We start from the raw sequence: 23532 nt of genomic DNA, 5'->3' as shown, positions 1-23532 counted from the left end.
GCTACTGCTACTGCTACTGCTACTGCTACTGCTACTGCTACTGCTACTGCTACTGCTACTGGCAGGCATAATACACGGCCAGACGGAAATGCCGGGAATCGCGATGGGAACCGGATAATAAAATACAAAGTTAACGGAGAATGGCGTAACGTTGGCGGTAGTCTGGCTCGTGCGGCAGGCAAAGTAGCGACTGACCACAATTACGCTATTAATAAGGAAGGGGCGTTACAGGTTTATTTAACAGGAAATGAATAGAAATAAACACCTCAGGTCAGAGTGATTATGCTCCGTTACGCTCTAAGCCGGATCGGCCTGCCGTTAACTTTCCTCACTGCTCTGGAAAGGGTGGAAAAAAAGTACACCAGCGATGGATCATATTTAAAAATCCTGTAAATGATATTTATATCATCGAGGCAGCGACTTTCCTCTTAAATTAGCTATCACTAATAGTGAGTTTCAGGCTGAGTTTATACAGATGAAACTCTCCTTTCTGCCATCTCCTGAACGCCAGGCCTGGCGTTTGTAAAAAGCATAATTGCCTTTTTAAAAGCTCTACAGATTAGCTGTGGTTTGGCTGCTGGCTGCCGACACGCAGCGCCCTAAGACCGGCAGAGAAGCTTTACCGGTCCGATACCTGCATAACGACCCGCTTTCACTTACTCATATTGTAATTATTCTGTTAATTAATTTTTCTTTTTATTAACCTTAATTTAACTTTCTACGCTTGTTTGAATAATTTTTAATTTAATCTGGTCGGATGAGTGGTAAATATATCACCAGATCGGTATTATTTTAATCAGTCTTGTTTACTCTTCCGGAGGGCGTATGGGCCTTTATCATTACTACTCGCTGCCTCATCTTATACTGCGTCGGCTGGCAACGCTTGCGGTCGGTGTTCTTGCGCTGCCGTTTATGCTTTTTTACCGCGACCGCGCGCGCTTTTACAGCTATCTGCATCGCTGCTGGTGCAAAACCAGTACGCAGCCGGTCTGGCTGGCGCAGGCGGAAAGCGCCGCGGCGGATTTTTATTAGGGATATATCGTCTCGCTTACCGCGCTTTACAGCACGCTAATGCCCCATTTTTGGGGCATTTTTCTTTTTTACCCGCTGCTTTGCCTTGTTCCATAAGGCTTTTAACCGTCTGCCTTTTTGCCCGATAACCAGCAGTAGCTTTCCTCAGTGCAAAGTTGTACAACTTATTTTGTCTTGTACAGTTTTAAGCGCTACACTTAATACAAAGCAAAGGGGAGAAAGGTATGAGTGAGAAAATTCCGGTGGGCATCAGCGCCTGCCTGCTTGGCGACAGTGTCCGCTTCGACGGCGGCCACAAACGTTGTGCCTTTGCCGCCGAGGATCTGGCGCCTTTTATGCGCTATGAGCCGGTATGTCCGGAAATGGCAATTGGTCTGCCAACGCCGCGTCCGGCATTGCGCCTGACCGAAACGGCTGAAGAGCAGGTTGAACTTTGCTTCAGTAATGGGAAGGGCGAACCGCTAACGCGGCAGATGCAAAGTTTTTCAGAGAAGAAGATTGCCAGCCTGCATCACCTTTGTGGCTACATCGTCTGCGCAAAATCCCCCAGCTGCGGCATGGAGCGGGTGCGCGTTTATCAGCCAGAAAATAACAATAACCGTAAAGAGGGCGTTGGCATCTTTACGCGTGAACTGATGAAGCAAATGCCGTGGCTGCCGGTAGAAGAAGATGGCAGGTTGCACGACCCCGTGCTGCGCGAGAATTTTGTGGAACGCATCTATACCCTGCATGAATTTAACCAGCTGTGGCGCAGCGGTCTGACGCGCGGCAAGCTTATTGCTTTCCACAGCCGCTATAAGCTTACGCTGCTGGCGCATTCACAGCCGGCATACCGCGAAATAGGGCGCTTTGTGGCCGCTATTGAGCAATGGTCCTCACTGGAAGCCTTTGCGTTTGAATATCGTCAGCGCCTGATGGATTTGTTAAAGCATAAAGCCACGCGTGGTAACCATACCAATGTGATGATGCACGTGCAGGGTTACTTCCGGCCACAGCTGAACGCTAAACAGCGTGAAGAGCTGACGTCATTGATCGATCACTATCGTCAGGGCCTGCAGCCGCTGCTGGCACCGATGACGCTGCTGAAACACTATATGTCAGAATATCCCGATCCTTACCTGACTCAGCAGCGCTATTTTGAGCCTTATCCGGAAGCGCTTCGCCTGCGTTACGGCCATTAATCACAGGGAAAGCTATGGCCACCCATCTGGTCTGGGTGCGCAACGATCTGCGCATCCACGATAATTACGCCCTTTATGCCGCCTGCCGCGACGCAGATGCCAGGGTACTGGCGCTTTATATCGCCACGCCAGCGCAGTGGCGCTCCCATGATATGTCACCAAAGCAGGCCGCTTTTATTTACCAAAGCCTGCAGGACCTTCAACAGTCGCTGGCGGAGAAAGCTATCCCGCTCCATTATCTACAGTGTGATGATTTTTCTGCTTCTGTCGGGGCGCTGAAAAGCTTTTGCCAGGAACACGGCGTCGACAGCCTGTTTTACAACTATCAGCACGAAGTCAACGAACGCCAGCGCGATGCAAAAGCAGAACGCGAGCTGGGCGAGCAGGGCATTGTTGTACAGGGATTTGATGACGGTCTGCTGCCGCCGGGTAGCGTGCTGACCGGTAACCGGGAAATGTTCAAGGTTTTTACGCCTTTCAGTAAAGCCTTTCTTCGCCGACTGCATGAAGGGATGCCGGAGTGTGCCCCCGCGCCCAAACCCCGTACTCAGCCAGTGCCGGACAATTTACCCGCTCTGGCACCGTTTGATTATCCGCAAGAAGATTTTAATAGCGTCCTTTTCCCCGTAGGAGAAAAAACGGCTATTCAACGCCTGCGCGAATTCTGTCAGCAGCCGGTCGCCGATTACGCCGCTAAGCGAGACATTCCCGCTATTGACGGCACCAGTCGCCTGTCGGTTTATCTGGTCACCGGCGTTCTCTCGCCGCGCCAGTGTCTGCATCGGCTCCTGCGCGAGCATCCTGACGCGTTAGAAAACGAGGGCCTGCTCAGTTGGTTTAACGAGTTAGTCTGGCGCGAGTTTTATCGGCACCTGCTTGTCGCTTGGCCTGCGCTCTGTAAGCATCAACCCTTTATCGGCTGGACAAAGAAGGTGCAATGGCAGCATAACGACGACCATCTGCTGGCCTGGCAGCAGGGGAAAACCGGCTACCCCATTGTGGATGCTGCTATGCGCCAGCTGAACAGCCTGGGCTGGATGCACAACCGCCTGCGAATGATCACGGCCAGCTTCCTGATAAAAGATCTGCTGATCGACTGGCGGATCGGCGAGCGCTATTTCATGTCGCAGCTGATCGACGGCGATCTGGCGGCCAACAACGGCGGCTGGCAGTGGGCCGCCTCCAGCGGCAACGATGCGGCACCTTACTTTCGCATCTTTAACCCCACTACGCAGGGTGAACGCTTCGATAAAGAAGGCGAATTTATTCGACAATGGCTGCCAGAGCTGCAGGCAGTCCCCGCCGGGGATATACATCAACCGCATGAATGGGCGCGGAAAAACCACGTTCAGCTCGATTATCCATCGCCCATTGTTGACCACAAGGAGGCCCGCCTGCGTGCGCTGGCGGCCTATGAAGCCGCAAGGAAATAGCCGGGCGTTGCCAGGGTCTGCTAAAGTTGCCGCATTCAGAACGGCAAAAGAGTGTGTCTTATGCAAAACAGTGAATTAGAAAACCTCGTCAATCAACAGCTGAACACCGCCAGCTTCAGCGATTACGCGCCGAACGGCCTGCAGGTGGAAGGGCGCGAGCAGGTACAGAAAATCGTTACCGGCGTGACCGCCTGTCAGGCGTTGCTGGATGAGGCAGTACGTTTACAGGCGGACGCGGTGCTGGTGCACCACGGTTACTTCTGGAAAAGCGAGGCGCCGGTCATCAAAGGCATGAAGCGCAACCGGTTGAAAACGCTGCTCGCGAACGATATCAACCTGTACGGCTGGCATCTGCCGCTGGACGCCCATCCTGAGCTGGGTAACAACGCGCAGCTGGCGAAACTGTTTGGGATTGACGTAAAGGGCGAAGTGATGCCGCTGGTGTGCTGGGGCGAACTGCAAGAGCCGCTTACGGGCGAGCAATTTGCCGAACGAATCAGCCGTACCCTTAACCGCGAACCCCTGCACTGTGGCGATAACGCGCCTGCGCTGATTCGTAAAGTGGCATGGTGTTCCGGCGGCGGCCAGGGCTTTATTGATGCGGCAGCGGCTTTTGGCGTGGATGCTTTTATCTCAGGCGAAGTTTCCGAACAAACTATTCACAGCGCGCGTGAGCAGGGCCTACACTTTTTCGCGGCCGGTCATCATGCTACCGAGCGTGGGGGAATTAAGGCACTGGGCGAATGGCTGGCGGAACATCACAGCCTGGACGTAACCTTTATCGATATCGACAACCCTGCCTGATATAAAACAGGCGGTCAGAAAGACCGCCTGTTTCTGAATGCCAGTCAGGGATAAGGCGCGACGGAAACGACTGAAAAGTCCGCCGTGTCGGCATGCTTAGCCAGATCCTTGCGCACCGCGTCCTGCACGGCTTCCTGAGTCGGCTCGCCCTCGCTTTCCAACAGCACTTCTGCGGCCTGAAGATGTCCGCTGGCCTGATGCTCGTAACTGATTTTAAATATTGTGCTCATTGTTACCTCCGTTATGCCCTAACCGTAAGCGTAGTCACCCTGCCGCACCTGGTCGTCATTTTTAACGCTTCTCTGGCCCCATAAGACTGTAAACAGCGGAAAAGCAAAAAGAGCAGGAAGCCTGCGTTACCGGTTAATCGATGATTGACTCTTTTCTTACATTTCCGCATAACTATTTATTCTTTCTGGAAAACAGTGGCCTTAGCAACGGGCCGGGAGAGTGTTTTGCAACGAGCACGTTGTTATCTTTCTGGCGAGCGCGCGGTAGTGCTTGAGCTGGAACCCCCTGCCTCCCTCACCAGCCAGCAGCGTATCTGGGGCCTGTCAGCGCGTCTGACGGGACAGCCGGAAGTGATGGAAGTCATTCCCGGGATGAACAACATCACGGTAATCTTAAGCCACCCGCAACAGCACGCGCTGGACGCCATTGAATGGCTACAGAGCTGGTGGGAAAAAAGCGAAGCGCTGGAGCTGGAAACGCGGGATATCGCTATTCCTGTTATTTACGGCGGCGCGGCCGGGCCAGATCTGGAGGAGGTGGCGCGTCAAAGCGGGCTGACGCCGAAACAGGTCACGGAGTTGCATGCGGCCGGGCGCTATACCGTCTATTTTATTGGCTTTCAGCCCGGTTTCCCTTATCTGGCGGGGCTGGACGAGCGGTTACATACTCCACGTCGTGCGGAGCCTCGCCTGAAGGTTCCTGCCGGCTCTGTCGGGATCGGCGGCAGCCAGACAGGCGTCTATCCGCTTGCCGCGCCGGGTGGCTGGCAGCTTATCGGCCAGACAAGTCTCGCCCTGTTTACGCCTGAACGGCAACCGCCGACGCTTTTACGTCCCGGCGACCAGGTGCGCTTCATTCCACAAAAGGAGGGCGTGTGCTGAAGATTATTCGGGCTGGTATAAGTACGACCTTACAGGATGCGGGCCGTATCGGCTGGCGTCAGTATGGCGTCAGCAGTGGCGGCGTGTTGGACTATCCGGCGATGGCAACGGCTAATCTGCTGGTGGGCAACGAACAAAACAGTCCGCTCCTGGAAATCACGCTCGGCCAGTTCTGCGCCGAGTTTAGTCGTGACGGTTGGATAGCGTTGACGGGAGCGGGCTGTCACGCTGAGCTGGACGGGAAACCGGTGTGGACAGGCTGGCGCCTCGCCGTGCGCAAAGGATCGCGCCTGACGTTGAAAATGCCGCAGCGTGGTATGCGCAGCTATCTGGCGCTGGCGGGCGGGTTTGCTGCCGTCCCGGTACTGGGTTCCTGCAGCACAGATTTAAAAACGGGCATGGGCGGTTTCACGGGAAGGCAGATTCAAGACGGTGACAGGTTGCCGCTGGGTGAGCCTACACGCACATTCACTAAACCGGCAGGCGTACGTCAGTTGCTGTTTGGTAATCGCGTTCGGGCGATGGCCGGGCCGGAATACCACGAATTCAGTCGTGAAAGTCGGGAGCTGTTCTGGCGGACGGGCTGGCAGCTCAGCCCGCAGAGCAACCGGATGGGCTATCGATTGCAGGGCCGCGCGCTGGTAAGGCCTGACGGACGCGATATGCTGTCGCACGGGCTGCTCCCCGGCGTAGTGCAGGTACCGCCTAACGGCCAGCCGATTGTGCTGATGGCGGATGCGCAAACCACCGGCGGTTACCCGCGCATTGCCTGCGTAATTGAAGCCGACCTCTATCATCTGGCCCAAATCCGCCTGGGCGAGCCGATCCATTTTGTGCACTGCACGCTGGAAGAGGCCCTCCAGGCGAAGCGCGAGCGCGATCGGGTACTGGAGCAAATGGCATGGGGGTTAACGCATGAAGATTGATTTAAACGCCGATTTAGGCGAAGGCTGCGGCGACGATCGCGCGCTGTTACAGCTGGTTTCCTCGGCCAACATCGCCTGCGGCTTTCATGCAGGCGATGCTCAAACTATGCGGCAGTGCGTACGCTGGGCGCTGGAATATGACGTGGCGATTGGAGCACATCCGGGCTTTCCAGACCGCGAAAACTTTGGCCGCACGCGCCTTAGTTTGCCTGCCGAAACGGTCTATGCGCAGACGCTGTACCAGATTGGTGCGCTGCAGGCTATCGCCCGTGGCGAAGGGGGTAACGTCACGCACGTAAAACCCCACGGCATGCTTTACAATCAGGCGGCAGAGGATGCTTCGCTGGCTGATGCCATCGCCCGGGCCGTCAGGGCAGCCGATCCAGAGCTAATTTTGGTTGGGCTGGCGGGTAGCGAATCTGTGCGCGCCGCCAAATCAGCAGGATTGACTACCCGTGAAGAGGTTTTCGCCGATCGCGGCTATCAGGCAGACGGATCGCTGGTGCCTCGCTCGCAGCCGGGTGCGCTGATAGAGAGTGACGAGCAGGCTATTGAACAAACGCTTGCTATGGTCCGGCTGGGAAAAGTACGCGCCATTAGCGGCGAATGGGTCAGCGTCAATGCCGAAACCGTGTGCCTGCATGGTGACGGTGCCCATGCGCTGGCTTTTGCCAGGCAGCTGCGTGAAGCCTTTGCTCAGCAACAAATTGCGGTCAGTTACGGCTAACTGCTCCGCTCAGGGGCTTTCGCATTAGCAGTACAGGCCGTCTCCCTTATTGTTCCGGCACGCTGGCGGGATACTGCAGACCCTATCAGGAGAACAAATGGATCCTATCGTTAACCTCTGGCCGCTGGCAGGCATTGCCGCCATTGTGGTCGGATTTTTACTGCGCTTTAACCCGGTACTGGTGGTGCTGATCGCCGGTTTGATTACCGGCCTGACGGCAAAAATGCCGATCGGCGATATTCTGGAAAAACTGGGGTCGGGCTTTCTCAATACCCGTAACCTGGCGCTGATCCTGCTGTTGCCCTTAGTGGTGATCGGTCTGCTGGAGCGACACGGGCTGAAGGAACGCGCCCAGGCCTGGATTGCTCAGATTAAAAGCGCCACCGCAGGAAGATTACTGATTGTCTATCTGCTGGTGCGTGAACTGACGGCGGCGATGGGGCTGACCAGCCTTGGCGGTCATCCACAAATGGTGCGCCCGCTACTGGCACCGATGGCGGAAGGCGCGACCGAAAACCGCTACGGTGAACTGCCCCCCGAAGTGCGTCACCGCCTGCGGGCCATGTCTGCCGCGACCGATAACGTCGGGCTGTTTTTCGGCGAAGATATCTTTGTCGCCTTTGGCGCCATTATCTTTATGCATAACTTTATGGAGCAGTCAGCAGGCATCCAGACCGATCCGCTACAAATAGCGCTCTGGGGTATCCCAACTGCAGTTTGTGCTTTTCTGATCCATGCCTTTCGCCTGCGTCGCCTGGATAAAACCCTGGCAGCAGAACTCGCCTCGCTGAATGCGCAGGCGCAGAAGATGAAAGGAGGGCGCTAATGTTTCAGCAACAGTATCTTTACTGGCTGGCTGGGGTGATCCTGCTGGTGGTTGCCATCATGTCCTGGCGGGACAAAGCCAACCCGCGTCGTCTGACGACGGGGCTGTTTTGGGGGCTTTACGGGCTGGTTTTCCTGATAGTCGACGGATCGTCAGCGTGGTTTAGCACTCGTTCACTGCATATCGCTATTGGCGTCATCGTGGTGATTATGGCGCTGATCGCCGGCCTGGGTGGCGTAAAGCTGGGGGCCTACCATCAGCGCAGCGATAAAGAGCGAGAGGCAAGCGCGAAACGCCTGCACAACAGACTGTTTCTGCCGGCGTTGGCTATCCCGGTTGTCACCGTGATTGGCGTACTGCTGTTTAATCATTTGCCGGACGTGCGGGTGGCGCTGTTTGGTGAAGGAAACCAATCCACGCTGGTCACGCTTTTTTCAATGATGGTGGGCTGCGTGGTCGGCTGGCTGATCGCGTTGAAAATGACGCATGAAGCGCCTGCACAGTCGGTACAGGAAGCGCGCCGCCTGCTTGATGCCATCGGATGGGCTTTTATTCTGCCGCAGATCCTCGCCACGCTGGGGCTGCTGTTTACCGCCGCTGGCGTAGGCACGGCGATCGCTCATCTGGCGGAAACCTGGCTTGCCGTAGATAACCGCTTTATCGCGGTGGCGACCTATGCCATTGGCATGGCATTACTGACCATGATCATGGGCAACGCTTTTGCCGCTTTCCCGATTGTCACCGCCGGTATCGGTATTCCCATTCTGATCTTGCAGCATCATGGCAATCCGGCCGTCATGGCGGCGATCGGGATGTTCTCCGGCTACTGCGGCTCGCTGATGACGCCGATGGCGGCCAACTTCAATATCGTGCCTGCCGCATTGCTGGAGCTGCCCGACCGCAACGCGGTGATCAAAGCCCAGATACCGACCGGCGTGCTATTGTTAATAACCAATATTTTTCTTCTCTGGCTTTTAATGTTTCGGTGAGACGGCAATGAAAACAGTTTTAATAGCGGCCTTTGAGCCATTCGAAGGCGAGCTGGTCAACGCCTCCTGGGAAGCAGCCAGACAGCTGGATGAGAGAATGATCTGCGGCGCGCATGTAGTGGCGAAGCAGCTACCCTGCGTTTTTGGTGAGTCGCTTCAGGTGTTAAACGACGCGATGGATGAACTGGCGCCTGAACTGGTGATCGTGGTTGGCCAGGCAAACGGGCGGCCCAATATCACGGTCGAGCGGGTGGCGATCAATATTGATGATGCGCGTATTCCCGATAATGCGGGCAAACAGCCTGTCGACGAACGTATTGTTGAGGACGGCCCGGCAGCCTATTTTTCCACCTTGCCGATTAAGGCGATTGTCGAGGGCATTCGTGAAGCGGATATTCCTGCGGCGGTATCGCAGACGGCCGGCACTTTTGTTTGCAACCACGTGCTTTATGGCCTGCTTCATCGTCAGGCGCAACAGGGAGGGCGTGGCGGATTTATTCACGTGCCTTATTTGCCCCAGCAGGCGGTGAAGCATCCCGGCGTGGCCAGCATGCCGCTGCAGACGGCAGTCCTGGCACTGGAAATGGCGTTGAGTATTGCGCTGACCGTGGAAGAGGATAAAAAGCTGGAAGGCGGCGCCACACAATAACAAGGAGTCACCATGCCGGAAGGGCCTGAGATCCGCCGCGCGGCGGATAAGCTGGAAAAAGCCATCAAGGGTAAAACGCTGACCGATGTCTGGTTTGCATTCCCACAATTGAAAACCTACGAGTCCTCGTTGATTGGCGAAAGGGTAGAGGCGATCGAGACGCGGGGTAAAGCGATCCTGACGCATTTCTCCAATGGCCTGATCCTTTACAGTCATAATCAGCTCTACGGCGTATGGCGCGTGATTAAAAGCGGCACCGAGCCGCAAAGTAACCGCGTGCTGCGGGTGAAGCTGGCGGCGGAAGATAAAACGCTGCTGCTTTACAGCGCCTCTGATATTGAGCTGCTGACGCAGGATACGCTGGCGGCGCATCCTTTCCTGCTGCGCGTCGGTCCGGACGTGCTGGATATGACCCTGACGGTTGAAGACGTAAAAGCCCGGCTGCTTTCGCCGCGCTTCCGGCGACGGCAATTCAGCGGCCTGCTGTTGGACCAGGCTTTTCTGGCCGGTCTGGGCAATTATCTGCGGGTGGAAATTCTTTGGGCAGCGGGCCTGGCGCCTCAGCGTAAAGCGCAGGATTTAGAGGCCGCAGAGCTGGACACGCTGGCTGAAGCATTGTTGTCGCTCCCGCGGCTTTCTTACAAAACGCGCGGCGTGGCGAAGGAAAATAAGCATCACGGTGCCCTGTTCAGCTTCAAGGTCTTTCATCGGGCAGGGAAACCGTGCGAGCGCTGCGGTGAGATCATTGAGAAAACCTCGCTGTCGTCGCGGCCTTTTTACTGGTGTCCGGGGTGCCAGAAATAAAACAAGGCTGGCGGACAGGCAATAAAAAAAGCGCCGCAGGGCGGCGCTTTTCATCAGGTCGAGCGTGTTACTTTGTCAAAGAGGTAAAATCACGCTGATCGTAGCCGGTGTAAAGCTGACGCGGACGGGCAATCTTGATGCCGTCGTCATGCATCTCTTTCCAGTGGGCGATCCAGCCTACCGTACGCGCCATGGCGAAGATAACGGTAAACATAGAAGAAGGAATACCCATCGCTTTCAGGATCAGGCCCGAGTAGAAGTCGACGTTCGGATAGAGTTTACGCTCGATAAAGTACGGGTCGTTCAGCGCAATATGCTCCAGCTCCATGGCGACTTCCAGCAGGTCATCCTTCATGCCCAGCTCATTCAGCACTTCGTGGCAGGTTTCACGCATTACCGTGGCGCGCGGGTCGTAATTCTTATACACGCGATGACCGAAGCCCATCAGGCGGAAAGAGTCGTTTTTGTCTTTCGCGCGACGCAGGAATTCCGGGATGTGATCGACCGTTTTAATCTCTTCCAGCATACGCAGACAGGCTTCGTTGGCGCCGCCGTGGGCAGGTCCCCACAGAGAGGCGATGCCCGCAGCGATACAGGCGAACGGGTTCGCGCCGGAAGAGCCTGCGGTACGCACCGTAGAGGTTGAAGCGTTCTGCTCATGGTCAGCGTGCAGGATTAAAATACGATCCATAGCGCGTTCCAGCACAGGGTTAACCACATAGTCTTCGCATGGCGTAGAGAACATCATGTTCAGGAAATTACCGGCGTAGGACAGGTCATTGCGCGGGTAGACAAACGGCTGGCCGATGGAATACTTGTAGCACATCGCGGCCACGGTCGGCATTTTTGACAGCAGACGGAAAGCGGCAATTTCACGGTGACGCTCAATATTAACGTCCATCGCATCGTGATAGAAGGCCGCCAGCGCACCGGTAACACCGCACATTACCGCCATCGGATGCGAATCACGACGGAAGCCGCGGAACAGATGGTGAATCTGCTCGTGGATCATAGTATGGCGGGTAACGATGGTGCGGAACTCTTCGAACTGTTCTTTGGACGGGGCTTCACCATTCAGCAGGATGTAGCACACTTCCAGATAGTTCGAGTTCAGCGCCAGCTGATCGATAGGATAACCACGGTGCAGCAAAACGCCTTCGTCACCGTCGATATAGGTAATTTTGGATTCGCAAGAGGCGGTAGAGGTAAAACCCGGGTCAAAAGTAAAATAGCCTTTAGAGCCGAGGCTACGGACGTCGATCTCTTCCTGGCCTAGCGTGCCGCTCAGGACGTCAAGTTCGATAGCGTCTTCGCCGGGCAGGGTAAGCGTTGCTTTTTTATCAGCCATTTATGTCTCCTTAGCGCCTTGTCGATGAATCTATGACATCTGAAACGCCGTTATGTCCATTGCTGCAAAAGCAGTGTCCACTCTGTGGCATCTTATTACGTGCAGGGTACAGAGTGACGGCGCATATGGGCCGAAAGGGCACAATCAGGCTTTGTTTAGCAGTTGTTAAAGATTCGGTATGATCGTAACTTGTTAATCTGATACTTAATAAGTTTAGCTCACCAATGTTACATAACTTGTGCTTAGGGGAAAGTGTATCCCCATAACTTTTGTGCATCATAGAACTTTTCGCGCTCAGTTTGTAACAAAAATGTTGAAGTTTTGTCAAATCAGATAATTAAATTTGTACGATTTGTGAAAAACGTGAGTGAGATCACTGTTTCATCTATTTTTCACCAAGATGTTTGTAGGGGAATTGTAATAAGATTGTGATCGACCTATACTGCCGCCAGGTCTCCGGAATACCCTGACACCAGGAGCCACCCAGCGTTTTAGCGCCACAATTAACACTGGATGTTGCTGCTTTGGGCCGGTTCACAGTCCGAATGCTAATGTATTTGGCTGTTACCTTCAGGACCGGAGGAAGCAAAATAAGAAAGGCTCTGTGGGCAAAACCGTGAAAAAACAAAGACCTGTCAACCTGGATCTCTCCACGATCCGGTTCCCCGTTACCGCAATCGCGTCCATTCTCCACCGCGTGTCTGGCGTCATTACGTTTGTTGCGCTAGGTATACTGCTCTGGTTACTGGGCCTGTCGCTTTCGTCGCCGGAAGGCTTTTTGCAGGCGTCTGCCGTTATGCAAAGCTTCTTCGTTAAATTCATCATGTGGGGCATCCTCACCGCGCTGGCGTATCATACCGTCGGCGGGATCCGCCATATGTTAATGGATTTTGGCTATCTGGCAGAGACGCAGGTAGCGGGCACGCGTTCAGCGCAAATCTGCTTTGGTATCACCGTCGTGCTTTCAATTCTGGCTGGAGTCCTCGTATGTTAAGCAACGCTTCTGCATTAGGACGCAACGGCGTTCATGACTGGCTGCTGGTGCGCGCCACCTCTATTGTGATGACGCTCTACATCCTTTACATCCTCGGCTTTATCGTCATGACCGACACGTTAACCTACGACATCTGGCGCGGTTTTTTTGCCTCCTCCGTGACTAAAGTGTTCACGCTGCTGACGCTGTTCTCCATTCTGATGCATGGCTGGATAGGGATGTGGCAGGTACTGACAGACTACATCAAACATCTGGCGACGCGTCTGCTGTTGCAGATGGCGATTGTTGTCGTGCTGTTTGTCTACGCTATTTATGGAACTGTCGTTGTGTGGGGTGTGTAAAAAATGAAGTTGCCAGTCAGAGAGTTTGATGCCGTTGTCGTTGGCGCGGGCGGTGCAGGTATGCGTGCCGCACTGCAAATTTCCCAATCGGGCCAGACCTGTGCCCTGTTATCTAAAGTTTTCCCGACCCGTTCCCACACCGTGTCTGCGCAGGGTGGCATTACCGTCGCGCTGGGCAATACTCACGATGACAACTGGGAATGGCATATGTACGACACGGTCAAAGGTTCCGATTATATCGGCGACCAGGACGCCATTGAATATATGTGTAAAACCGGCCCGGAAGCGATCCTGGAGCTGGAACATATGGGCCTGCCGTTCTCCCGTCTGGACGATGGCCGCATTTATCAGCGTCCATTTGGCGGCCAGTCTAAAAATTTCGGCGGTGAGCAGGCGGCGCGTACCGCAGCGGCAGCTGACCGCACCGGCCATGCGCTGCTGCACACGCTTTACCAGCAGAACCTGAAAAACAAAACCACCATCTTTTCTGAATGGTATGCGCTGGATCTGGTGAAAAATGCCGATGGCGCAGTGGTGGGTTGTACGGCACTGAATATTGAAGATGGCGAAGTCGTCTACTTTAAAGCGAAAGCCACCGTGCTGGCGACCGGCGGCGCAGGCCGCATTTATCAGTCCACCACTAACGCCCATATCAACACCGGCGACGGTGTAGGCATGGCACTGCGTGCTGGCGTGCCGGTACAGGATATGGAGATGTGGCAGTTCCACCCAACCGGGATTGCGGGTGCGGGCGTACTGGTCACAGAAGGCTGTCGCGGCGAAGGGGGTTACCTGCTGAACAAGCATGGCGAACGCTTTATGGAGCGCTACGCGCCTAACGCGAAAGATCTGGCCGGCCGCGACGTGGTTGCGCGCTCCATGATGATCGAAATTCGCGAAGGCCGTGGCTGCGAAGGTCCATGGGGCCCGCATATCAAGCTGAAGCTCGACCATCTGGGTAAAGATGTGCTGGAAGCGCGTCTGCCGGGTATCCTGGAACTTTCCCGTACGTTTGCTCACGTCGATCCGGTCAAAGAGCCGATCCCGGTTATCCCAACCTGTCATTATATGATGGGCGGCATTCCGACCAAAGTAACCGGTCAGGCGTTGACTCTGAACGAGCAGGGCGAAGACGTAGTGGTGCCGGGCCTGTTTGCGGTAGGCGAAATCGCCTGCGTATCCGTCCACGGTTCTAACCGTCTTGGCGGCAACTCGCTGTTGGATCTGGTGGTGTTTGGTCGTGCGGCTGGCCTGCATTTACAGCAATCCATGCAGGAGCAGGGCGAGCTGCTTGACGCCACCGATGAGGAAATCGACGCATCGCTGGCTCGTCTGAACCGCTGGAACAATAATGAAACCGGCGAAGATCCTGCCGAGCTGCGTAAAGCGTTGCAAACCTGTATGCAGAACAACTTCTCCGTGTTCCGTGAAGGCGACGCCATGGCGAAAGGGCTGGAAGAGCTGAAAGTTCTGCGCGAGCGCTTGAAAAGTGCCCGTCTGGACGACCGTTCACCTGACTTTAATACGCAGCGTATTGAATGTCTGGAGTTGGATAACCTGATGGAAACGGCCTATGCCACCGCTGTTGCGGCCAACTACCGCACGGAAAGCCGCGGTGCTCACAGCCGCTTCGATTACCCGGAACGTGACGATGCAAACTGGCTGTGCCACAGCGTCTATTTGCCGCAGAGTGAAAGCATGACTCGCCGTGAGGTGAACATGGAGCCGAAACTGCGCGCGGCTTTCCCACCGAAAGCTCGTACCTACTAGTTTGCGGAGCATATGATGAAAATCGAATTTTCTGTCTATCGTTATAACCCGGACGTCGATGATGCGCCGCGGATGCAGGATTACAGCCTGGAGTCGGAAGAAGGGCGTGACATGATGCTGCTGGACGCGTTAATCCGTCTGAAAGAAAAAGATCCGACACTGGCTTTCCGTCGTTCCTGTCGCGAAGGCGTTTGCGGTTCCGACGGCATCAATATGAACGGTAAAAACGGCCTGGCCTGTATCACGCCGGTCTCCGCGCTTGGCGCGGGAAAACGTAAAATTGTGATCCGTCCTCTCCCTGGATTACCGGTTATCCGTGATTTGGTGGTAGACATGGGACAGTTCTACACTCAATATGAGAAAATCAAGCCTTACCTGTTGAATAATGGGCAAAATCCGCCAGCGCGTGAGCACCTGCAACAGCCGGAGCAGCGGGAAAAACTGGATGGCCTGTACGAATGTATTCTTTGTGCGTGCTGTTCCACTTCCTGTCCGTCGTTCTGGTGGAATCCGGACAAGTTTATTGGTCCGGCCGGGCTGCTGGCTGCTTACCGTTTCCTGATCGACAGCCGTGACACGGAAACCGGCCCACGTCTGGATGACCTTAACGATGCGTTCAGCGTATTCCGCTGCCACAGCATCATGAACTGCGTCAGCGTCTGTCCGAAAGGGCTGAACCCGACGCGCGCCATCGGCCACATCAAGTCGATGCTGCTGGCGCGAAGCGCATAAGCGCCCCGGGAGCCTGTCTCCCGGCTGTTTTATCGGGTCGCGCCTGCGGGCGCGACCGAGGGCAAGCCGCTGACGCGGCGCGGGGCTTAGCTGTTCCGTTACATAATCACGGCAACAAAAAAGCATAATGCTTTAAGGGATCACAATGCAGAACAGCGCGATGAAACCCTGGCTGGACTCCTCCTGGCTGGCCGGCGCGAATCAGACCTATATAGAGCAGCTCTATGAGGACTATCTGACCGATCCTGACTCTGTTGACGCGGCCTGGAAAACGCTGTTTCAACAGCTTCCGGGACACGGAGTCAGGCCAGAACAGTTCCACTCCGCCACTCGCGAATATTTTAAGCGCTTGGCGAAAGATGCCTCTCGCTACACTTCTTCCGTTAGCGATCCCGACACCAACGCCAAGCAGGTGAAGGTGCTCCAGCTGATCAACGCCTTCCGCTTCCGTGGTCATCAGCAGGCCAGTCTCGATCCGTTAGGCCTGTGGAAACAGGAGCCGGTGCCGGATCTGGATCCCGCTTTTCACGATCTGACCGAAGCTGATTTCCAGGAAACCTTCAACGTAGGTTCTTTCGCTTTCGGCAAAGACACCATGAAGCTTGCCGATCTCTTCAGCCTGTTGCAGCAAACTTACTGCGGGTCGATCGGTGCAGAGTACATGCACATCACCAACACTGAAGAGAAACGCTGGATTCAGCAGCGTATCGAATCGGTGGCGGGTCAGGCCTCTTTCTCTGGCGATGAGAAAAAAGGGTTCCTGAAACAGCTGACCGCTGCAGAAGGGCTGGAACGCTATCTGGGTGCAAAATTCCCGGGCGCGAAACGCTTTTCACTGGAAGGCGGCGATGCGCTGGTGCCAATGCTGAACGAAATGATCCGTCATGCGGGCAAAAGCGGCACGCGCGAAGTCGTGCTGGGCATGGCGCACCGTGGCCGTCTGAACGTGCTGATCAACGTTCTGGGCAAAAAGCCGCAGGACTTGTTTGACGAGTTCTCCGGCAAGCATAAAGAACACCTCGGTACCGGCGACGTGAAGTACCACATGGGCTTCTCGTCCGATGTGGAAACCGAAGGCGGTATGGTGCACCTGGCGCTGGCGTTTAACCCGTCGCACCTTGAAATCGTCAGCCCGGTTGTGATGGGATCGGTTCGCGCCCGTCTGGATCGTCTGGACGAGCCGCGCAGCAGTAAAGTACTACCGATCACGATCCATGGTGATGCAGCCGTCACCGGCCAGGGCGTGGTTCAGGAAACACTGAACATGTCACAGGCACGCGGCTATGAAGTTGGCGGCACCGTGCGTATCGTGATTAATAACCAGATTGGTTTTACCACGTCCAATCCGCAGGATGCCCGCTCTACGCAGTACTGTACCGATATCGGTAAAATGGTGCTGGCGCCGATCTTCCACGTCAACGCTGACGATCCGGAAGCGGTCGCTTTTGTTACCCGTCTGGCGCTCGATTTCCGTAATACCTTCAAGCGCGACGTCTTTATCGATCTGGTTTGCTACCGCCGCCACGGCCACAACGAAGCCGATGAGCCAAGCGCAACGCAGCCGGTGATGTACCAGAAAATCAAAAAGCATCCTACGCCGCGTAAGCTTTACGCCGATCGTCTGGAAGCTGAACAGGTGGCCAGCCTGGAAGACGCGACGGAAATGGTCAATCTCTATCGCGACGCCCTGGATGCCGGTGAGTGCGTGGTGCCGGAATGGCGTCCGATGAGCCTGCACTCCTTCACCTGGTCGCCTTACCTGAACCACGAATGGGACGAAAGCTATCCGGCAACGCTGGATCTGCAACGCCTGCAGGCGCTGGCTAAACGCATCAGCACCGTGCCGGAAGCGATTGAAATGCAGTCGCGCGTCGCCAAAATTTACAACGACCGCGCCGCGATGGCGGCAGGCGAAAAACCTTTTGACTGGGGCGCTGCAGAAAACCTGGCTTACGCCACGCTGGTCGACGAAGGCATTCCGTGCCGTCTGTCCGGTGAGGATATGGGCCGTGGGACCTTCTTCCATCGTCATGCGGTCATCCATAACCAGGCTAACGGTTCTACCTATACCCCGTTGCAGCATATTCACAACGGGCAGGGCACCTTCCGCGTCTGGGATTCCGTTCTCTCTGAAGAAGCAGTGCTGGCATTTGAATATGGTTACGCCACGGCGGAACCACGCACGTTGACTATCTGGGAAGCCCAGTTCGGCGACTTCGCCAACGGCGCGCAGGTCGTTATCGACCAGTTCATCAGCTCTGGCGAGCAGAAATGGGGCCGCATGTGTGGTCTGGTCATGCTGCTGCCACACGGCTACGAAGGGCAGGGGCCTGAACACTCCTCCGCGCGCCTGGAACGCTATCTGCAACTCTGCGCCGAGCAGAATATGCAGGTTTGTGTGCCTTCCACACCGGCGCAGGTTTACCACATGCTGCGTCGTCAGGCGCTGCGCGGTATGCGCCGTCCGCTGGTAGTGATGTCGCCGAAATCGTTGCTGCGCCATCCGCTGGCGATCTCTTCACTGGAAGAGCTGGCTAACGGCAGCTTCCAGCCGGCGATTGGCGAGATCGACGACATCGATCCGAAAGGCGTCAAACGCGTGGTGCTCTGCTCCGGTAAAGTCTATTACGATCTGTTGGAAAAACGCCGTAAAAACGAGCAGACCGACGTGGCTATCGTCCGAATTGAACAGCTCTATCCGTTCCCGCACAAAGCGGTGCAGGAAAAACTCCAGCAGTACGCGCACGTGCACGATTTTGTCTGGTGTCAGGAAGAGCCGCTGAATCAGGGTGCCTGGTACTGTAGCCAGCATCATTTCCGTGAAGTAGTGCCGTTTGGTGCTTCATTACGTTACGCCGGTCGTCCCGCTTCGGCCTCACCGGCAGTTGGCTATATGTCCGTTCACCAGCAGCAGCAGCAAGATCTGGTTAATGACGCGCTGAACGTTAATTAATTAAAGGAAAAATAATGAGTAGCGTAGATATTCTCGTTCCCGACCTGCCTGAATCCGTCGCCGACGCCACCGTAGCGACCTGGCACAAAAAACCCGGCGACGCGGTCAGCCGTGATGAAGTGCTGGTAGAAATCGAAACCGACAAAGTGGTGCTGGAAGTGCCAGCTTCTGCCGACGGCATCCTGGAAGCGATTCTGGAAGAAGAAGGCGCCACGGTGACTTCCCGTCAGGCGCTGGGTCGCCTGAAAGAAGGCAACAGCGGCGGCAAAGAAAGCTCTGCCAAAACGGAAGAGAATGCGTCTACTCCGGCGCAGCGCCAGAGCGCTTCGCTGGAAGAAGAAAGTAACGACGCGCTCAGCCCGGCTATCCGTCGCCTGATTGCCGAACACGGTCTGGAGCCGTCGGCGATCAAAGGCACCGGCGTAGGTGGACGTCTGACGCGTGAAGACGTTGAGAAACATCTGGCGAAAGCGCCAGCCGCTAAAGCCGCCGAGCCGAAAGCTGCTGAAGCCGCGCCTGCCCTGGCTGGCCGCAGTGAAAAACGTGTGCCGATGACTCGCCTGCGTAAACGTATTGCCGAACGTCTGCTGGAAGCGAAAAACAGCACCGCCATGCTGACCACGTTTAACGAAGTCAACATGCAGCCGATCATGAACCTGCGCAAGCAGTACGGCGAAGCCTTCGAAAAACGTCACGGCGTCCGTCTGGGCTTTATGTCTTTCTACCTGAAAGCGGTCGTGGAAGCCCTGAAGCGCTTCCCGGAAGTGAACGCCTCTATTGACGGCGAAGATGTGGTTTACCACAACTACTTCGACGTCAGCATTGCGGTTTCTACTCCGCGTGGACTGGTTACGCCGGTACTGAAAGATATCGACGCGCTGGGCATGGCGGATATTGAGAAGAAAATCAAAGAGCTGGCGATCAAAGGCCGTGACGGTAAGCTGACCGTAGAAGAACTGACCGGGGGTAACTTCACCATTACCAACGGCGGCGTCTTTGGCTCCCTGATGTCCACGCCAATCATCAACCCACCGCAGAGCGCCATCCTGGGGATGCACGCCATCAAAGATCGCCCAATGGCGGTCAATGGTCAGGTGGTTATTCTGCCAATGATGTATCTGGCACTTTCTTACGATCATCGCCTGATCGATGGCAAAGAGTCCGTGAGCTTCCTGGTAGCAATTAAAGATCTGCTGGAAGATCCGTCTCGTCTGCTGCTGGACGTTTAATTTGTCGGGCGCGGTGAAAACCGCGCTCAACCCTATGTGTGGCCAAAGTACTGGCAAGCTGCCGTACCTGGCCAAGTCTTTTCCGAACTGGATGGATTAACAACATGAACTTACATGAATATCAGGCAAAACAGCTGTTCGGCCGGTATGGTTTACCGGCACCTGTCGGCTATGCCTGCACCACTCCACGCGAAGCAGAAGAAGCCGCTTCTAAAATTGGCGCTGGCCCGTGGGTCGTGAAATGTCAGGTTCATGCCGGAGGCCGTGGTAAAGCGGGCGGCGTGAAGGTAGTAAAAAGCAAAGAAGAGATTCGTGCGTTTGCCGAACACTGGCTGGGCAAGCGTCTGACGACTTACCAGACCGACGCTAACGGTCAGCCGGTTAACCAGATCCTGGTCGAAGCGGCGACCGATATCGATCAGGAACTCTACCTGGGTGCAGTCGTGGACCGTGGTACTCGTCGCGTCGTCTTCATGGCTTCTACCGAAGGCGGTGTGGAAATTGAAAAAGTGGCGGAAGAAACGCCCCACCTGATCCACAAAATGGCGCTGGACCCATTAACCGGGCCACAGCCTTACCAGGGCCGCGAGCTGGCGTTCAAACTGGGCCTGACCGGCAAGCAGGTTGGCCAGTTCACCAAAATCTTTATGGGTCTGGCAACGATGTTCCTGGAGCGCGATCTGGCGCTGGTCGAGATCAACCCGCTGGTGATCACTAAGCAGGGCGATCTGATCTGCCTGGATGGCAAGCTGGGTGCAGACGGCAATGCGCTGTTCCGCCAGCCTGAACTGCGTGAAATGCGTGACCCAAGTCAGGAAGATTCCCGTGAAGCACATGCTGCGCAGTGGGAACTCAACTACGTGGCGCTGGAAGGCAACATCGGCTGTATGGTTAACGGCGCAGGCCTGGCGATGGGCACCATGGACATCGTGAAGCTGAGCGGCGGCCAGCCGGCTAACTTCCTGGACGTAGGTGGCGGCGCAACCAAAGAGCGCGTGACCGAAGCCTTTAAAATCATCCTTTCTGATGACGCGGTGAAAGCCGTATTCGTCAACATCTTCGGCGGTATTGTACGCTGCGACCTGATTGCTGACGGCATCATTGGCGCGGTAGCAGAAGTGGGCGTTAACGTGCCGGTAGTGGTACGTCTGGAAGGAAACAATGCCGAGCTGGGCGCGCAGAAACTGGCGGACAGCGGCCTGAATATTATTGCAGCAACCAGCCTGAGCGACGCGGCGCAGCGCGTTGTTGCCGCAGCGGAGGGTAAATAATGTCCATTCTGATCGATAAAAACACCAAGGTAATCTGCCAGGGCTTCACCGGCGGCCAGGGGACTTTCCACTCCGAACAGGCGCTGGCTTACGGCACGCAGCTGGTTGGCGGCGTCACCCCGGGCAAAGGCGGTACCGAGCACCTGGGTCTGCCGGTGTTTAACACCGTGCGCGAAGCGGTAGAAGCTACCGGTGCAACCGCCTCCGTTATCTACGTTCCGGCACCTTTCTGCAAAGACGGTATTCTGGAAGCGATCGACGCGGGCATCAAACTGATCATCACCATCACCGAAGGCATCCCGACGCTGGATATGCTGACCGTTAAAGTGAAGCTGGATGAGGCGGGCGTGCGCATGATTGGCCCGAACTGTCCGGGCGTGATCACACCAGGCGAATGCAAAATCGGCATCATGCCGGGCCACATTCACCAGCCAGGCCGTATCGGCATCGTTTCCCGTTCCGGTACCCTGACTTATGAAGCCGTGAAGCAGACCACCGATATCGGCTACGGCCAGTCCACCTGTGTGGGCATCGGCGGCGACCCTATCCCGGGCTCTAACTTCATCGATATCCTGAAACTGTTCCAGGACGATCCACAGACTGAAGCGATCGTGATGATCGGCGAAATCGGTGGTAGCGCGGAAGAAGAAGCCGCCGCCTTTATCAAAGAGCACGTGACCAAGCCGGTAGTAGGCTATATCGCGGGTGTTACCGCGCCGAAAGGCAAGCGTATGGGCCATGCTGGCGCCATTATCGCAGGCGGTAAAGGCACGGCCGACGAGAAATTCGCGGCGCTGGAAGCAGCAGGCGTGAAAACCGTTCGCAGCCTGGCCGATATCGGCGAAGCGGTGAAAGCGGTTCTGCCACAGTAAGCCGGATCCGTCTCCTCATCAGGGCTGCCTCAGGGCAGCCTTTTTTATTGGCAGTAATATTGAAATACTGTTTAAATTTTCTTATTAATAGACTGATGTAAAGCAAAGCCTCCTGTAAAATAATATAAGATCATTAATTCCGTTGGCGAATATTACACAATTGTTTTCTGTATTGAATATTAATTAAATTAAGTTATCTCCTTTGTTAAAATAATCCATTTCATATTTACTTTATCGCAATTAATTAACCGCGATCAAAGAAACGCAAGTTATTTACTCTTTCGAGGCTGGCTAAAAATCAGCGTTGGGATTAAATTGCTCTGCGTCAAAAAATCAGCTTTACGCTTTTAATTATAAAAAGGGACTTTCTGTGCCGATCGCAAATCTTCAAGATCGTTATCCTGCAAAAACAGCAACGGCGCGGCCCCGCTGATTTTTTCTCATCAGAATATGCCTTTACCTACAGGGTCACGTCAGCCCACGATGAGCGATCCTGTTCTGCCCTACGCCGGCCGCCCGGCGCATGGATAAAACTGAGCACGGAGCAAGGAGTCAAAATGTTAGATGTTGTCGAACTGTCGCGTTTACAGTTTGCGCTAACGGCGATGTACCACTTTCTGTTTGTCCCTTTAACGCTGGGAATGGCGTTTTTGCTGGCCATAATGGAAACGGTTTATGTGCTGTCAGGCAAACAAATCTATAAAGATATGACGAAATTCTGGGGGAAACTTTTCGGGATTAATTTTGCGCTCGGCGTGGCTACCGGACTGACAATGGAATTCCAGTTTGGCACCAACTGGTCCTATTATTCCCATTATGTCGGCGATATCTTTGGTGCGCCGCTGGCCATTGAGGGACTGATGGCCTTTTTCCTTGAATCCACTTTTGTCGGTATGTTCTTTTTCGGCTGGGATCGGTTGAGCAAGGGGCAGCATCTGATGAGCACCTGGCTACTGGCGTTGGGGTCTAACCTGTCGGCGTTGTGGATCCTGGTTGCGAATGGCTGGATGCAAAATCCTGTCGGGTCAGAATTTAATTTCGAAACCATGCGAATGGAGATGGTCAGCTTTTCCGACCTTATCTTCAACCCGGTAGCGCAGGTTAAATTTGTGCATACCGTTGCGGCAGGCTACACCTGTGGCGCCATGTTCATTATGGGCATCAGCGCTTTCTATCTCCTGCGTGGTCGCGATATCGCCTTTGCTAAACGCTCTTTCGCCATCGCCGCCAGTTTTGGGATGGCGGCCGTGCTGGCCGTCATTCTGCTGGGCGATGAATCTGGCTATGTGGTTGGTGACGTCCAGAAAACCAAGCTTGCGGCCATTGAAGCGGAGTGGGAAACCCAGCCCGCACCCGCTGCCTTTACGCTGTTTGGCCTGCCCGATCAGCAGGCCCAGCAGAACCGGTTCGCTATTCAGATCCCCTGGGCGCTGGGCCTTATCGCCACCCGCTCCGTGGATCAGCCCGTTACCGGCATTAAAGATCTGCTGGTGTAGCATAGACTTCGTATCCGCAACGGGATGCGGGCTTATCAGTTAC

21 protein-coding genes and 1 pseudogene are annotated in these 23532 nt (G+C 55.2%); 20 read left to right on the top strand and 2 right to left on the bottom strand.

Annotation, left to right across the window (positions count from 1 at the left end; all coding sequences use genetic code 11):
* The first annotated feature begins 825 nt into the window (after positions 1 to 825).
* The 4 genes from RTK32_RS03660 (at position 826) to RTK32_RS03645 (ending at position 4450) form a co-directional block, all read left to right on the top strand.
* Positions 826 to 1032 carry a YbfA family protein gene (locus tag RTK32_RS03660; protein WP_312042150.1) on the top strand — a complete coding sequence of 69 codons (207 nt, stop codon included), beginning with the start codon at positions 826 to 828 and terminating at the stop codon, positions 1030 to 1032.
* A gap of 224 nt (positions 1033 to 1256) precedes the next feature.
* Positions 1257 to 2213 (top strand): 2-thiouracil desulfurase family protein, encoded by a 957-nt coding sequence (locus RTK32_RS03655; RefSeq protein ID WP_312042149.1) that lies wholly within the window; start codon positions 1257 to 1259, stop codon positions 2211 to 2213.
* 14 nt (positions 2214 to 2227) lie between these two features.
* Positions 2228 to 3646 carry a deoxyribodipyrimidine photo-lyase gene (phrB, locus tag RTK32_RS03650; RefSeq protein ID WP_312042148.1) on the top strand — a complete coding sequence of 473 codons (1419 nt, stop codon included), beginning with the start codon at positions 2228 to 2230 and terminating at the stop codon, positions 3644 to 3646.
* 60 nt (positions 3647 to 3706) lie between these two features.
* Positions 3707 to 4450 carry a type 2 GTP cyclohydrolase I gene (locus tag RTK32_RS03645; protein WP_312042147.1) on the top strand — a complete coding sequence of 248 codons (744 nt, stop codon included), beginning with the start codon at positions 3707 to 3709 and terminating at the stop codon, positions 4448 to 4450.
* 44 nt (positions 4451 to 4494) lie between these two features.
* On the opposite strand, the gene RTK32_RS03640 is transcribed toward RTK32_RS03645, so the two are convergent.
* Positions 4495 to 4680, bottom strand: coding sequence for a hypothetical protein (locus RTK32_RS03640; RefSeq protein WP_312042146.1), 186 nt, complete (start codon positions 4678 to 4680; stop codon positions 4495 to 4497).
* Between the two features lie 225 nt (positions 4681 to 4905).
* Here RTK32_RS03640 and pxpB point away from each other — a divergent pair, with 225 nt between their 5' ends.
* The 7 genes from pxpB (at position 4906) to nei (ending at position 10483) form a co-directional block, all read left to right on the top strand.
* Positions 4906 to 5562 (top strand): 5-oxoprolinase subunit PxpB, encoded by a 657-nt coding sequence (pxpB, locus tag RTK32_RS03635; protein ID WP_312042145.1) that lies wholly within the window; start codon positions 4906 to 4908, stop codon positions 5560 to 5562.
* Positions 5556 to 6488, top strand: coding sequence for a 5-oxoprolinase subunit PxpC (gene pxpC / locus RTK32_RS03630; RefSeq protein WP_312042144.1), 933 nt, complete (start codon positions 5556 to 5558; stop codon positions 6486 to 6488). The genes pxpB and pxpC overlap by 7 nt, the downstream gene beginning before the upstream one ends.
* Positions 6478 to 7215, top strand: a complete 738-nt coding sequence (gene pxpA / locus RTK32_RS03625; protein WP_312042143.1) for a 5-oxoprolinase subunit PxpA — start codon at positions 6478 to 6480, stop codon at positions 7213 to 7215. The genes pxpC and pxpA overlap by 11 nt, the downstream gene beginning before the upstream one ends.
* 97 nt (positions 7216 to 7312) lie before the next feature.
* A complete protein-coding gene (locus tag RTK32_RS03620) occupies positions 7313 to 8041 on the top strand; it encodes a DUF969 domain-containing protein (protein WP_312042142.1) in 729 nt (242 codons plus the stop codon).
* Complete coding sequence (locus RTK32_RS03615) at positions 8041 to 9030, top strand: DUF979 domain-containing protein (RefSeq protein WP_312042141.1); 990 nt, start codon at positions 8041 to 8043, stop codon at positions 9028 to 9030. The genes RTK32_RS03620 and RTK32_RS03615 overlap by 1 nt, the downstream gene beginning before the upstream one ends.
* 7 nt (positions 9031 to 9037) lie before the next feature.
* Positions 9038 to 9679, top strand: coding sequence for a pyroglutamyl-peptidase I (pcp, locus tag RTK32_RS03610; protein ID WP_312042140.1), 642 nt, complete (start codon positions 9038 to 9040; stop codon positions 9677 to 9679).
* Positions 9680 to 9691: 12 nt separating this feature from the next.
* Positions 9692 to 10483 (top strand): endonuclease VIII, encoded by a 792-nt coding sequence (gene nei, locus RTK32_RS03605; RefSeq protein WP_312042139.1) that lies wholly within the window; start codon positions 9692 to 9694, stop codon positions 10481 to 10483.
* Positions 10484 to 10550: 67 nt separating this feature from the next.
* Here nei and RTK32_RS03600 read toward each other — a convergent pair whose 3' ends face one another.
* The gene (locus RTK32_RS03600; protein WP_312042138.1) at positions 10551 to 11831 is read right to left on the bottom strand and encodes a citrate synthase; all 1281 of its coding nucleotides are present in this window, start codon (positions 11829 to 11831) and stop codon (positions 10551 to 10553) included.
* 604 nt (positions 11832 to 12435) lie between these two features.
* Here RTK32_RS03600 and sdhC point away from each other — a divergent pair.
* The 9 genes and pseudogenes from sdhC to RTK32_RS03555 all read left to right on the top strand — a co-directional run.
* On the top strand, positions 12436 to 12825 hold the full coding sequence (sdhC, locus tag RTK32_RS03595; RefSeq protein ID WP_312042137.1) for a succinate dehydrogenase cytochrome b556 subunit: 390 nt from the start codon (positions 12436 to 12438) through the stop codon (positions 12823 to 12825).
* A complete protein-coding gene (sdhD, locus tag RTK32_RS03590; RefSeq protein WP_125288605.1) occupies positions 12819 to 13166 on the top strand; it encodes a succinate dehydrogenase membrane anchor subunit in 348 nt (115 codons plus the stop codon). The genes sdhC and sdhD overlap by 7 nt, the downstream gene beginning before the upstream one ends.
* Positions 13167 to 13169: 3 nt before the next feature.
* Positions 13170 to 14936 (top strand): succinate dehydrogenase flavoprotein subunit, encoded by a 1767-nt coding sequence (gene sdhA, locus RTK32_RS03585; RefSeq protein WP_312042136.1) that lies wholly within the window; start codon positions 13170 to 13172, stop codon positions 14934 to 14936.
* 15 nt (positions 14937 to 14951) lie between these two features.
* Positions 14952 to 15668 carry a succinate dehydrogenase iron-sulfur subunit gene (locus RTK32_RS03580; protein ID WP_312042151.1) on the top strand — a complete coding sequence of 239 codons (717 nt, stop codon included), beginning with the start codon at positions 14952 to 14954 and terminating at the stop codon, positions 15666 to 15668.
* Positions 15669 to 15813: 145 nt separating this feature from the next.
* Positions 15814 to 18621, top strand: coding sequence for a 2-oxoglutarate dehydrogenase E1 component (sucA, locus tag RTK32_RS03575; RefSeq protein ID WP_312042135.1), 2808 nt, complete (start codon positions 15814 to 15816; stop codon positions 18619 to 18621).
* 14 nt (positions 18622 to 18635) lie between these two features.
* Complete coding sequence (odhB, locus tag RTK32_RS03570; RefSeq protein WP_312042134.1) at positions 18636 to 19850, top strand: 2-oxoglutarate dehydrogenase complex dihydrolipoyllysine-residue succinyltransferase; 1215 nt, start codon at positions 18636 to 18638, stop codon at positions 19848 to 19850.
* Positions 19851 to 19954: 104 nt separating this feature from the next.
* Positions 19955 to 21121: an ADP-forming succinate--CoA ligase subunit beta gene (gene sucC, locus RTK32_RS03565; RefSeq protein WP_125288609.1), complete on the top strand. Its 1167-nt coding sequence runs from the start codon at positions 19955 to 19957 to the stop codon at positions 21119 to 21121.
* Positions 21121 to 21993, top strand: coding sequence for a succinate--CoA ligase subunit alpha (gene sucD / locus RTK32_RS03560; protein ID WP_312042133.1), 873 nt, complete (start codon positions 21121 to 21123; stop codon positions 21991 to 21993). The genes sucC and sucD overlap by 1 nt, the downstream gene beginning before the upstream one ends.
* Positions 21994 to 22550: 557 nt before the next feature.
* A pseudogene (locus RTK32_RS03555) lies at positions 22551 to 23486 on the top strand (cytochrome ubiquinol oxidase subunit I); the annotation flags it as partial.
* Positions 23487 to 23532 lie beyond the last annotated feature (46 nt).

The sequence above is a fragment of the Erwinia sp. genome (assembly GCF_031978025.1).
Taxonomy (GTDB): domain Bacteria; phylum Pseudomonadota; class Gammaproteobacteria; order Enterobacterales; family Enterobacteriaceae; genus Erwinia.
This window is presented reverse-complemented; position numbering and strand designations above follow the sequence as displayed.